At 70.8% G+C, this 12,151-nt stretch carries 8 protein-coding genes and 2 pseudogenes; 7 read left to right on the forward strand and 3 right to left on the reverse strand.

Annotation, left to right across the window (positions count from 1 at the left end; genetic code table 11):
• Positions 1-41: 41 nt before the first annotated feature.
• The 4 genes from ACZ3X1_RS36000 to ACZ3X1_RS36015 all read left to right on the forward strand — a co-directional run bounded on the left by ACZ3X1_RS36000 (position 42) and on the right by ACZ3X1_RS36015 (position 4,011).
• Positions 42-239, forward strand: a complete 198-nt coding sequence (locus tag ACZ3X1_RS36000) for a hypothetical protein (RefSeq protein WP_467283596.1) — start codon at positions 42-44, stop codon at positions 237-239.
• A 515-nt stretch (positions 240-754) separates the two neighbouring features.
• Complete coding sequence (locus ACZ3X1_RS36005; RefSeq protein WP_356816043.1) at positions 755-1,279, forward strand: stress protein; 525 nt, start codon at positions 755-757, stop codon at positions 1,277-1,279.
• A gap of 196 nt (positions 1,280-1,475) precedes the next feature.
• On the forward strand, positions 1,476-2,027 hold the full coding sequence (locus tag ACZ3X1_RS36010; protein ID WP_467283598.1) for a stress protein: 552 nt from the start codon (positions 1,476-1,478) through the stop codon (positions 2,025-2,027).
• Between the two features lie 976 nt (positions 2,028-3,003).
• Positions 3,004-4,011 carry a dioxygenase family protein gene (locus tag ACZ3X1_RS36015; RefSeq protein WP_467283600.1) on the forward strand — a complete coding sequence of 336 codons (1,008 nt, stop codon included), beginning with the start codon at positions 3,004-3,006 and terminating at the stop codon, positions 4,009-4,011.
• A gap of 9 nt (positions 4,012-4,020) precedes the next feature.
• Here ACZ3X1_RS36015 and ACZ3X1_RS36020 read toward each other — a convergent pair.
• A protein-coding gene (locus ACZ3X1_RS36020; protein WP_467283602.1) for an IS5 family transposase occupies positions 4,021-4,838 on the reverse strand; the annotation gives its coding sequence in 2 pieces (ribosomal slippage) (positions 4,021-4,490 and positions 4,490-4,838; 819 coding nt in all).
• Positions 4,839-5,288: 450 nt separating this feature from the next.
• Here ACZ3X1_RS36020 and ACZ3X1_RS36025 point away from each other — a divergent pair.
• Positions 5,289-5,786 (forward strand): hypothetical protein, encoded by a 498-nt coding sequence (locus ACZ3X1_RS36025; protein ID WP_467283604.1) that lies wholly within the window; start codon positions 5,289-5,291, stop codon positions 5,784-5,786.
• Between the two features lie 550 nt (positions 5,787-6,336).
• Positions 6,337-7,061, forward strand: a pseudogene (locus ACZ3X1_RS36030) (transposase); the annotation flags it as partial.
• Between the two features lie 32 nt (positions 7,062-7,093).
• Here the strand turns inward: ACZ3X1_RS36030 and ACZ3X1_RS36035 are convergent.
• Entirely contained in the window at positions 7,094-8,089 is a 996-nt protein-coding gene (locus tag ACZ3X1_RS36035; protein WP_467283605.1) for a DUF4344 domain-containing metallopeptidase, read from the reverse strand.
• A 314-nt stretch (positions 8,090-8,403) separates the two neighbouring features.
• On the opposite strand from ACZ3X1_RS36035, the pseudogene ACZ3X1_RS36040 reads away from it, so the two are divergent.
• Positions 8,404-8,523, forward strand: a pseudogene (locus tag ACZ3X1_RS36040) (IS5/IS1182 family transposase); the annotation flags it as partial.
• Between the two features lie 1,158 nt (positions 8,524-9,681).
• Here the strand turns inward: ACZ3X1_RS36040 and ACZ3X1_RS36045 are convergent.
• On the reverse strand, positions 9,682-11,202 hold the full coding sequence (locus tag ACZ3X1_RS36045; protein ID WP_467283607.1) for a hypothetical protein: 1,521 nt from the start codon (positions 11,200-11,202) through the stop codon (positions 9,682-9,684).
• Positions 11,203-12,151: the final 949 nt, after the last annotated feature.

The following is a 12,151-nucleotide window of genomic DNA, read 5'->3' on the forward strand; positions in this document are numbered from 1 at the left end:
GCCAGGTTCCACTCCCGCCTGAAAGTCACTGGAAGAACCCGATGCCGAACCCCTCTTCCCACCCCCGGGAAGCCGGTCTTCCCTGGTGGCAGGCCCTCTCGCTGGTCTGTGCCGGATGCCTGGCCGTCCTGCTGCACCGGCGGATCACCGACCCCTCCCCCTCCCGGTCCCCCTGCCGCACCGGCGGCGGGAGGCCGTCGCACAACGACGCGGCCGCCCATCTCACCACTTCCTGGTGACGAGAAAAACCCTTCCCGCCCCCGGGCCGACCGAGAGCGTTTTCAGTAAATCAGTGATCCGGGGCGGCGGAGGGGTCGGCCGAATGGGTTCGGCCTGAAATAGGCCCGATCCTTTCCCTTCCGGCCACCCGACGGCGACGCCCCGGCCGCCCGCCCGGGAAATCCCGCCCCGGGGGCACAGCATTCACAGCCCCCTATTCACCCGGCAGGGCCCCATGCCCGCTTCCGGCCCGCTTCCGGGGCTGCTCACGACCCCTCACGGCTCCCCGCGGCCCGCTTCGGGGCTGCTCACGGCCCGACGCCGGCCCCGCCCACGCCCCCCGTCTGCGGGCCCGCTCACGCCCGGTCCGCTTCGCACCCCGCCCTCGCGGCGGCCCTACCCCCGCCCCGCTCCGGGCCCGCTCACGCCCGGTCCGCTTCGCACCCCGGCTCGCGGCCCCGCCCGCGGCCCCCGACAGCCCGTAGGGCTCTCACAGCCACCGAAAGTCCGTTAAATCCTTTGAAGGAGTAAAGGTATGCGTATCAGCCGTAAGCGTGTCGCTGTCATGATCGTCAGCTCGGTCGCCGCCGCGGGGGTCCTGCTGCCCTCGGCGGCCTCCTACGCCGCCCAGACGCCCGCCCCGGCCGGCCCGGCCGCGGTGCAGGGGGTCGCTCCGGGCGAGGTGGGCGCCCTCGCGGGGAAGGTCGACGTCGCCTCCGCGGTCCTCGACATCACCCAGAAGATCGTCAACATCGTCAACGAGGCCATCGAGCGCAAGCAGAACCGCTCCGGCTACGTGAAGTCCCTGATGGAGGGCGCCTTCTACGAGTCGGGCCAGCGCTACAACGTGATGGTCATCAACAACGCCAACAGCTACACCCCCAACCTGCACGGCGTGGTCTACGACGCCAAGGTCAGCGGCATCCACGGCACCTACCGGGTGCTGGTCTTCGAGTCCGGCCAGTTCACCAACCACGGCGACGGCGGCTGGATCAACTGGGCCTTCCGCGGCTGGTTCGACCGCGACGGCGGCCACGTGAACTTCCGCCGCTCCTGGTAACCGCCCACCCCACATCCCACCCGGCCCCTGCCTCGGCCCCGGCCGGGACCCGGCCCCCGGCCCCCGGCTCCCGGCTCCCGGCTCCGGCCTCGGCTCCGGCCCCTGCCGGCCCCGGCTTCTGCCGCGCTGCGCCGCTCCGACCTGCCCTGCCCCGCCCCGTCCCGCCCCCGTACCGGAAGAACAGGACTCCACCGCCATGCGCCGTACCACCACGCTCGCCACGATCGCCCTGACCGCGCTCACCCTGACCGGGGCGGCCGCGCTCCCCGCCCAGGCCGCCGGGCACCCCGCCCCCACCCCCGCCGCCCTCTCCGCTCCCGCCTCCCCCGCCGCCGCCTCCCCCGCCACCTCCGCGGCCGAGCCCGACGCGGCGGCCGCCGCCGACAAGAGCGTGAGCGTCAGCGTCTCCATGGACCAGCTCGGCCACGGCAAGGCCATCGCCGACGCCCTGCGCGCCATCAAGACCGACAACCGCGGCACGTTCGTGCAGGAAGCGGTCGACAAGGCCTTCAAGGCCGCCGGCGGCCGGCACAACGTGATGCTGTTCAACCTCAGCCAGAACTACAACGACCAGTTCCAGGGCACCCGCGTCTACGCCAACGTCCAATGGGGCAACATCCACTACGGCCTGTGGATCTTCGAATCCGGGCAGTTCACCAACCAGGGCGACGGCGGCTGGATCAACTGGGGCTTCGTCGGCTGGTACGAACGCAACGGCGGCCACGTGAAGTTCAACCGCTCCTGGTAACCCCCGCCCACCCACCACCCCCTGCCGGCCCCGTTGCCACCAACCCCCGCAGGAAACCCACCGGACCCCACCCCGACCACACCCCCGCACCCCCGCCCGCCCGGCCCCCGGCCGTGGCGGGCGGCGGCATCTGCCAACGCTGCGGGAGAAGCACAGGAGAAGGAGAGGGGAGGAGAGGGGGGAGTGGAGGACCGCCACGCCCGATCCTCCATCCCGGTGAGGCACACTCCAGCCCTGTCCGCCTGCCCCGGGCACGCCGCAGCCTGCGGCCGATACGGCGCAAGCGGCCGACGCGTACCACAGCGCCGGCAACACCCCCCTGCACGACACCCCTCACGACCTGCCCCGCCCCGCAGCACCGGCAGGGGAAGACGCAGCACCCCGACGAGGCCACCCGCGACTGATTCACCGACCGGGCAGAGCACCGAACGCAAGCCGCACCGCGCCGAACGGCCGCACACACCGGCGAACTACTCAGCCCCCACAACGCCTTCGATGCCGGCGGCCCGACCGGGCCACCGGCAGGCGGTTTCACCATCGAGCCGGGGGCCGCACCGTCGTGGTCAACGGCAAGACGAACGGCCCCCTGCAGGACCTGGACCGCACCCAGATGAACACCCACGCCGAAACAGAGGCCCGGCGAAAGAGCGGGCAGCAGTACCAACCCCAAGACCGCACACCACATCCGCGCACCAACCGCGAACGGCAAGCCGGATCCCCGAAGCCGCCAAGACCACCGAACCCGGCCGTCACGACCCTGCCTGGCCCCGCAGGCCTCCCCCGACCTCGTCAGCGACCCCCTCCCCCGGTTCCACCCCCCACTACCCGGGGGGGCGGAACCGGGGCAGGGGCCGGCGAGGTAGCGGCAGGTGTGTCGATGCCGGGCGCCACCCACCCCGTCCGGCACGGTGAGCGCGTGTGTACAGCCGTCCCCCACGCCAGGACGGCACCCGGAACACGTGGTGAAGAGGCCCGCATGACCGACAACACCAACACCAACACCGGTCCCGGCACCGGGGCCGGCTGCGAAACCCACTCCGGCACTGCCAGTGCCACCGGAGCCGACACGGACACGGGCACGGGTACGGGAGCCGGCACCGACACCGGAGCCGGTACGGGCACGGGCACCGGTACATGCACCGGCAGGAACACCGGCACGGGTTCGGGCACGGGCGCCAGTACGGGCACGGACACCGGAGCCGGCACGGACACCGGAGCCGGTACGGGCGCGGGCACGGGCCCCGGAGCCGGTACGGGTGGGGCGTCCGCGCCGGCGACCAGCCGTCGGGCGCTCCTGCTGGCCGCCGGCTCGGCCGGGGCCGCCGCCGTACTCGGCGGAGCATGCAGCGCCCCGGCCACCACGCGCGGTACCGCCGCACAGCCGTCCGCCTCCCCACCCCCCTCGCCCGCCCCGACCGGGGCGGGCACCACCACCACCCCGGCGGCCCCGGCCTGCGTCCTCGCCGTCGCAGCGGGCGCGGGACCCTACTACCTGGACCTCGACCTCGTCCGCTCCGACATCACCCAGGGCCGGGACGGCGTACCCCTACGCCTGGAACTGACCGTCGTACGCGTCCCCGACGGCTGCCGCCCACTCCCGGCCGCCGGCGTGGAGGTGTGGCACGCCGACGCCGCCGGCAACTACTCCACCGGCAAAGACACCTTCCTGCGCGGCACCCAAATCACCGACCGCACCGGACGATGCACCTTCCACACCATCGTGCCCGGCTGGTACGCAACACTCGCCCCCCACATCCACTTCAAAGTCCGCCCCGACCCCCACACCGAAACCACCTCCCAGTTCTTCTTCCCCGAAAACCTCCTGACCAAGATCTACACCCGCCCGCCCTACACACACCGCACACCACCCCCACACCCCAACACCCGCGACAACCGCTACCGCGCCGCCGGCACCACCATGACACTGCCCCTCACACCCCACGGCAACGGCTACCACGCCACCTACACCATCGGCATCACCTAAGACCGTGTCCTATGTGGTGAGGCGGACAAGTCGTTTGTAGCAGCTGAGGGCGGCGGCGAAGCCGAGGAAGGCCAGGTAGTTGCGGGGATGACGCTCGTAGCGGTGGTTGAGCCGGCGGTAGCCGGTCAGCCAGGACATGGTCCGCTCGATCACCCACCGGCGCCGCCCGAGCCGCTCTGAGGACTCGATCCCTTTGCGGGCGATGCGGACGCCGATGCGCTTGCCGCGTAGCCATTTTCGCAGTTCAGGTATGTCGTATGCCTTGTCTGCGTGCAGGCGTTGGGGTTTGAAGTGGCGGCCGCGGTGGGGGTCGTGTCTCGTTTGGTGACCGAGCACCATCGGCTTCAAGGCTTGGCTGTCGTGGGTGTTGGCGGCTGAGACGCCGACGACGAGGGGCAGTCCGTTCGCGTCCGACAGGACGTGCATCTTGGAACCCGGCTTGCCCCGGTCCACGGGGCTCGGACCTGTGAGTTCGCCCCTTTTTTAGCCCGGACATGGGCGGAGTCGAGGACTGCACGGGAGAGATCGAGGAGGCCCGCGTCGTCGAGCCGGTGCAGGATCTCCTCGTGCAGCCGGCCCCACACGCCGGCCCTCGACCAGATCAGGAACCGGCGGTGTGCCGTCGACTTCGATATCCCGAAGCAGGGCGGCAGAGCCCGCCAGGCACACCCGCTGACCAGCACATAGATGATCGCCGCGAACAGCGTCTCATCAGGCGTGTCCTGCGTTCCACCGCCCTGCGGCCGCACCCTCGGCGGCGGGATCAACGGCTCCGCGATCTCCCACAACCCGTCCGGAACAATCCAACTCCACGTACCCCGCCCCATACCGAGACCAACGACGCCTCACCACATAGGACACGGTCTAAACCCAACCCCGACACAAACCAACCCAAACCCGACAGGGGGCAAGGCCAAGCCAAGCCCGGGCCAGGCCAGGCAAAGCCAGGCCGGGCAGAGCCAGGCCGGGCAGAGCCAGGCCGGGCCGAGCAGGGCCGGGCCGAGCAGGGCCGGCTACGGCTACCGCGGACCCGCGTTTCGCCGCCGCCCGGCAGGTGGCCGACGGGCCGAACCCAGGCCGAACCGGGCAGAGCAGGGCCGGCAGAGCCAGGCCGAGCCCGGGCCAGGCCGGGCAGAGCCGGGCAGGGCTGCATTCGCGCAGGTCAGACGGGGCCGCGGGCAGCAAAGAGCTCCCAGCGGGTGCGGCCCTCGCCCGGATCGGGGAAGCTGGGCATGGCCGCAGCGCCACCGGGCGCCACGGATGGGCGAGGAGGTCTCGTGGACGCTTCAAAAGACGCCCCCACCCCACACACCCGCACACAGGTCCGGACCGGGATCCTGCTCAGCGCGGCAGCAGCCCTCCTCGCAGCAGCCGTACCAGCCTCCCCCACCCAGCCCTCCCCCGCACCCACCCCGGACCCCACCCCGGTCGTCGTCGACTGCTTCTCCAAACCCCAAATACGCCCCAAGGAATACCTCCTGGCCTGCGGCGACGGCAACAACCGCCTCGTCAACCTGCACTGGAACACCTGGACACCGAAAACCGCAACCGCCACCGGAACCGACCTGATCAACGACTGCCGCCCCTACTGCGCAGCAGGCCGCTTCCGCCCCTACCCCGTCACCGTCACCCTCAGCCACCCCCAACCCTGGCCCGACCACCCCGACACCCACCGCTACACCACCATCCGCCTCCTCTACACCCACACCACCCCCACCCCCACCCCCAAAGACGTCACCTACAAACTCGTCTACGACACCCCCGACACCCCCTGATACTCCAGCCGGACAGCACACAGCGGACAGCGGACAGCGGACAGCGGGCAGCAGGCAGCAGGCAGCAGGCAGCAGGCAACGAGCCTCAAACGGCGGACACGCAGGCCGGTCCACCCACAGACAGCGCTCCACCAGCAGTGCATCCGCATCCACGATCAGGACGACCACCGACGCCTGACCTGCAGCAACCAGCCGGAACTTCCCAAGCGGGCCAGCATTCATGTTCGGGTCAGCCGGTCAGAGGCCTCGTCCGAAGAGCACCTTCCCGCTCTACTGCCCTTCCCCGGGCAGCAGCCCCCGGCACGGTCTGGCGCGAATTCGAGGCCGCCGGCCACGGCCGCTTTGGGTGTGCACCCTGCGAGGTACCCGGTACGGCGTTGCGGTGTGAGGGGAGGCCGTCCAGGTGGGGAGGCCGAAAATGCTGGTGGACACACTGAGCTCTTCAGAGTGGCCACTGATCGGGTGACGGGCCAGCGTCCCGCAACGCACGAGGCTCCCGCGCCGTTGAGAGAGGTGTTCGACGTATCAACTCATCAGCGCAGCGGCCTCGTTGGTTCCCCGTCCTGCCGCACTCGACCTGTCGCACGCACTGGTCGAGTGGGTATTCATGCTCATCGTCACCGGTGGGGTGAGCGACGCTGCAAGCTCCCGCCCCACCAGCGCGCCCTCGTCGGCCTGGTCTACCTTCGCCGGCATGACACGCGCACGCAGATAGCCGCCGGCTTCGGCATATCCGTCGGGACCGCCCACTCCTACGTCACGGCCGTCGTCGATCACCTCTCCCGCCGGCACCTGGACCGCTGCGGGTCTTGCGAGAGGCCGATCCTGATCACGTCCTGCTCGACGGGACGCTCGCCGAGTGTGACCGCCTCGGCGACAGCCGGACCGACTTCTCCCAGAAGCACCGCCGCCACGGCGTGAACGTGCAGGTCGTGGCCGATCCCGCGGGCAACCTGCTATGGATCTCGCCCGCGCTGCCCGGCCGCACCCACGACCTGACCGCCGCCCGCACCCCACCGCATCATCCGAATCGGCGAACGCCAGGGCGCTCCCGTCCTCGCCGACCGCGCCTATATCGGAGCCGGGCCCCGGGTGACCACACCGATCAGACGGCTCCCGAACCGAGACCTCACCACACCCCAGCAGACGATCAACCGAGCCCTGTCAGCAGCGCGAGCACCAGTCGAGCGAAGCATCGCGCGACTGAAGTCCTGGCGAATCTTCCGCAGAGCCCGCTACAGCCCCAACCGCATGACCGTCATCGCCGCAGCCATCCACCCTGGAGCGTCCGTCAGCGCTGAGAAGGCTCACTGGCTGCTACGGATATCGTCGATCCGCTTCGCCAGGTCCCGCGTCTGCGCGATCAACCGCGCCTGCGCCTGCTTCTGCTCCTCGTCGCCCCGGGCCTTGAACGCCGGGCTGAAGTGCGGCCGGAGCTGCGTCCACCAGCCGTGGTCCAGCATCGCCCACGCCTGCGGGCACAGCGGGGCCCGGGTTTTGGGGAGACGGCCGCTGTCGACCAGGGACCGCTGGTACTCCCGCGGGTCGCTGCCGTACAGGTAGCACAGGAAGTTGTAGGCCCGCTGCTGGGTGACGGGGTGGTCGCTCGACATACTCTCCAAGGTCGGCGTTCCCTCCTTGCGGGCGATCTCGTCGAAGAGGATCGCGGCGGCCAGCGACGGGCCCGGCCCGACCTGGTCGACGGTGTAGAAGGACGCGAAGCCGTCGGCCGCGTCCTCTTCGAGGCCGAGGTTGGCCAGCAGCAGCTGGCGCTGCAGCGCATGGCCCATCTCGTGGCCGAAGATGAACTCGGTGGACAGCACGGTCAGATCGTCGGTGTTGTACTCCGACACCGGGAACGGGTCGGGCCGCTCGACGGTCTTCACGACGTCGGCGAAGGCCCTCTTGATCTCGGCCAGGAACGACGGCGGGACGAAGACCGTCCTGCCGTCGGGCTGGGTGACGGCGTCGGTGACACCGCGCGGGACGTCACGGGTGACCTTCACGACCAGATCGTGCGGGAGGGTGAGCGTCCTGTTCACCCAGTCCGCCGTCCGCTCCAGCACCCGGGACTTCCGGATCAGAGCCACGACCTCCCGGTCCTGCGGTGCGACCGTACCGGTCTCATAGACGACCGTGACCCGCCCGGAGCGCGCTGCCTGCGAGTGGGGCCCCGCCCCGGGCGCCTGCCCGCCGCCCGCCGCCCCCCCACCGCACCCCGCCACGACTGCCCCGGCGAGGGCCAGCACGCCCGAGACCACTACGACGCGAGCCCTCCTAGAACAACCGGCGGTGTTCAGCATCCTGATCGGCTCCCGTCGTGTGCTTCTCCCGCACCGATTCTGCGGCCGCCGGGAGGCCGCTGCCCGCCGGGCAGCCCGTTCGGGCGAGTACCCCGCCCACCCGCCGGGCGCCTGCCGCCAGACCTCCTCCGGCGCGCAGTGGCCGTGGCGGCTTCCCGGCCCATGGCGCGCGTCACGGTGACGCGGACGTCCTTGCCGGCGGTTCTTTCGCCAGTGTTGTTGGCATGGCGACACTCCTCCTTCTTGCGCGGTCTCTTGGGCTGAACTGGAGAGATCCTTGGTGGAGGGTGAGCAAGGCATGCAACAGGCCTGTAGCGCCGTGTGAGCGAAGCATCGCGCGACTGGAGTCCTGGCGAATCTTCCGCAGACGCTGCGGCCCCAACAGCATGACCGTCATCCCCGCAGCCATCCTCACCCTGGAGCGTCAGCGCTGAAAAGGCACACTGGGCCCTGGCAATGGCGGGCGATACCGCCGTGGTGCAGGCTGCGGGCACCCAGGCGTGGGCCGGGTTCCAGCAGGCGGTTGCGCACTGGTTCGGGCGTGGTGACACCGCCCGGGAGCGGGCAGAACGTCGTGAAGTCACGGCGTACCCCCGCCAGGGACTTGTGACCCGCGACGGCGTCGCACGCCTCATTTTTCGGCAACGACCCCACCCTCGACCACGCGCTGTGCAACGACATCCCCGAGGCAGTACTCGTCCGCTTCGGCAAGACCGAGTACGAGTGCGAAAAGGTCTCACGCCCGTCGGCGGGCGCCCGACCGCATCCGTACTCGTGCAGCACCGCGCCTCCGCAGGTGCGCTCGATCGTCCAGACGCACCGCAGGTCCATCCCGGGCGGGGGCGGCGCGAGGTAGGGGTGCGACGGCGCGCGCGTCTCCACGGGCTCGACGTGCTGGTCGCACTGGTAAAGGGGCAGTACTCCAAGGCTGCAGTATTCCCTCGGCACAGACGACGCAGTGTGGGTGGTGTCGGAATCTGGTCCCACCGCCACCCTGAGGTTGGACACCCCGCTGCCGACGCCGGTGATCTTCCTTGAGGGACGGTCAGGGCGTCGCAGGGCCTCGAGCTTGGCCTTCGTAGATGATCTCTGCATCGCCCCCGGGACTGGCGACGGCGACCCAGCCTGGCGGCCAGACATAGCTCAGTGGGTAGCCCTCCGGTGTAGCTAGTGCTGTGACCGCGAAGGTTCGCCGGGTTGAGCGGTCAGGCTGCGGTGGGTAGGGGTCTGCCGCCCCGGCGGATGCCTTTCTCGCTGCGGATGCGGGCGCGTTCGCGTCGTTGGGCGGCGAGGACGTCGGGGTGGCGTGCGTCTTCTTCTGCGTCCCGCCGGTGGCGAGGTAGCGGTCCACGGTCTCCCGCAGGGTGGCCGCGTACGCGGCCACCGTCACCGGAGAGCACCGTGAGCTCGGCGACCGCCGCAACCGGCCGCGCCACGACGAACCGGACACCGTCCCGTGAACGTGAACGCCGAGCAGCCGGGGCACCACCCTGCGAGGGCGCCCCCGGATCTGCTCACACAGCCCATCGATCCCCGTGCGGGGGCCGACGAATGCGATACCGGCACTTATCAGGCTGCCACAGCTGTGACCGCTAGGTGGATGTCTGTCTCCGGTGCCCGGCTGTCGTTGCTGGGGTGGCGGCGCTGTTCAGGCAGTGGTCGAGGAGCGCATGCATGCGGGGGACGGGCAACGATGGGTTGGCGGCAGCGCCCTCTGCGGTGCGGGGGTCGGCGAGGAGGGCCTCCAGGGTTTCCGATGCCAGGCTCGGGTTGGCGGCGGCTGCCCGGCACACCGACTCATCAGGGTCTTCCAACGGGGCTCCAGACAGGCCGGGGTCGGCTGCGGCCAAAGCGCGCACCTCGGGATCCGGGTGGCCGATGAGGTGGGTCAGGCCGGTGCGGGGGAATCCGGGCAGGGTCAGCAGGTGCGGTCGGTGGACAGGGCGGGTGACGAAGACGTCCAGGAGGAGGTGTTGCGGGGCCAGGGGGTGGCGGCAGGCCAACTGGATCCGTACCTCCTCGTCGTCGTCCCGCGCGAGAGTTTCGACGAGTTCCGCGGGCAGGCCGGGCCAGCTCGCCGCAACCTGGCGGAGCACCGGTTCCCCGGACGCCGCGCAGGCGGCGAACCAGTCGGGCGCAGGCTCGTCGGCCAGCTCGGTGATAGGGCAGGTGCAGTTTGGGCCGTGCCCGATGACCGCGTGGATCGCCCAGTACTCGGCCCATGTGCGGGGAAAGGGGTGAAGGCGTGCGCGCATCCGCACGTCCTCGTCCGGGTCCTCCCTCAATTCGGCGACCAGGTCCGGTCCGAGGTCGGGCCGGGCGGCGACCATCTCGCGGACCTTCGCCTCGGGGTGGCGGGCGAGCCGGGCGACGGCGTAAGCCGGGGTATGGCGGTTCCAAGCCAGGGGATGCGCCTTGTCCTCGGCGAAGCACTCCTCGACGAGCGCGGGGGACAAGGCGCACGTGCCGAGCACGAACGGCTTGCTGTGCGAGCCGATGGACGGCAGTTTGGCCTCCACCGCCTCCGGGTCCAGCGCCCAACGGCTCTTCTGCGCCGCTTCCCGTACCGCGGGATCCGGGTCGTCGAGCAGGGCCGCCCGCTGCGCCGGGGTGAGCGACTGCCACCTCCAGGCGGCGCATACGCGGACCTCGGGGTGCTCGTGCCCGGCCATGGAGCGTTGGAATGACAGCGGGATCTGTCGAGAGGAGCTGAGCTCCTGGATGATCTCGTTCTCGGTGAGCAGGCCGTCCTCGCCCCCGTCCTGGGCGGTCAGGAGGGTGACGAGGACGCCGTCCGGCAGTGGCCGGACCCGTCGGGGCCGGGGGCGGGGGCCGCCGGCGAGCCGATACCGGACGATCCCTGACGGGTCCGTGGCCAAGGGGGCCAGTCGCGCGGGGTCGACGTGCCGGTTGCGGGCGAGCGCGCCGCGGATCTTCTCGGCGGGGTGACGGAGCGCCGCGTCGACAACGGCGCCGGGCAGGTCGCGGCCCTCGCACATCATCGGGCCCACCTCGCCGGCGGCTCGATCCATCAGGCGTATCAGTACGTCGGAGGGCGCCGCCGGGTTGAAGGCGATGCCGCGCAGCCAGGGTTCACGGAGAGAGTCGGACACCGCGTCATCCTGCCACTTCGCCGCACCCCGCTCGGGCCGCTTGGTGGGAACGTCGTCGGCGCCCCTTGGTGGTTTCGTCTGTGGGGTTCGGTAGCTTTTGCCGGGCCACTGCCGCTACGGGGGGAGCGCGGACTCTCAGCGCCACACTAGACGGCCTTGACCTGGAACAGGGCCGCCGAAGGACGGGATCGTGTCGTCGGTTCCATCGTCTGCTCCTGCGGTGGCCGGTGGCGGCACGGGCGAGACCTCTCACCTACCCGCCGATGCTCCCCGCAGCCGCAGACGCGCGGGGCGAAACCATGGGAACCCCGGCAATAGTGAGCCCGCACCTGCCCGTCAGACCAGTTGGGCCCCGGGGACAGGGGGCGTCCCGGGGCCAGTTGCGGCACCGCAAGGGGGAGCGGTCGTGCATCTGATGCGACGATATGGATCAACGATTCAGCAGCTCCCCAGTTACGGCCGTCGTCCCAGCGCGAGGCCTGCAACTGGAGTCCACGGGCACCTGCCTCTGCTTCTCGCCGCCTTGCTCGCGGCCCCGGATGCGTCCCGTCCCGCCCCTCACTCGCCCGCCGGATCCCGCACCACGGCGACGGCCTGCCGGCCCCCGGCCCGCACGAGCGGCGACCGGCGACTGCGGCAGCACTGCCGTTCCCCTCTTCCCCGAGCCCGCTACCCAGGCCGCTCCCGGCCTGACCGCGGTGTAATGCCTCCGTCGGAGCTGCTCTCCGTCGGGCTGCAAAAGGTCGAAGGAGATAAAAGTAGGTCGGCCCACCGGGCGGGCAGGGCCGGGACGCTGCGGTGGGCGGCGGCCCAGCGCTGCAACGCTGGAATGACAGCCGCCCGGCGGCGGTGGCCTAGTACTGCAACGGTGTTTGCTTTGATGGTTTGTTGGCTTCTGGTGGTGTGTGGCCGCGTCGTTTGTAGTGGCTGGTGCGGGCTTGGTGTTGCC

This window comes from Streptomyces sp. NPDC023541, assembly GCF_055559995.1.

Excerpts from the sequence above, each read along its gene's own strand:
- ACZ3X1_RS36000 (WP_467283596.1), top strand. The coding sequence starts at position 42 with ATGCCGAACCCCTCTTCCCACCCCCGGGAAGCCGGTCTTCCCTGGTGG.
- ACZ3X1_RS36005 (WP_356816043.1), top strand. The coding sequence starts at position 755 with ATGCGTATCAGCCGTAAGCGTGTCGCTGTCATGATCGTCAGCTCGGTC.
- ACZ3X1_RS36010 (WP_467283598.1), top strand. The coding sequence starts at position 1,476 with ATGCGCCGTACCACCACGCTCGCCACGATCGCCCTGACCGCGCTCACC.
- ACZ3X1_RS36015 (WP_467283600.1), top strand. The coding sequence starts at position 3,004 with ATGACCGACAACACCAACACCAACACCGGTCCCGGCACCGGGGCCGGC.
- ACZ3X1_RS36035 (WP_467283605.1), bottom strand. The coding sequence starts at position 8,089 with ATGCTGAACACCGCCGGTTGTTCTAGGAGGGCTCGCGTCGTAGTGGTC.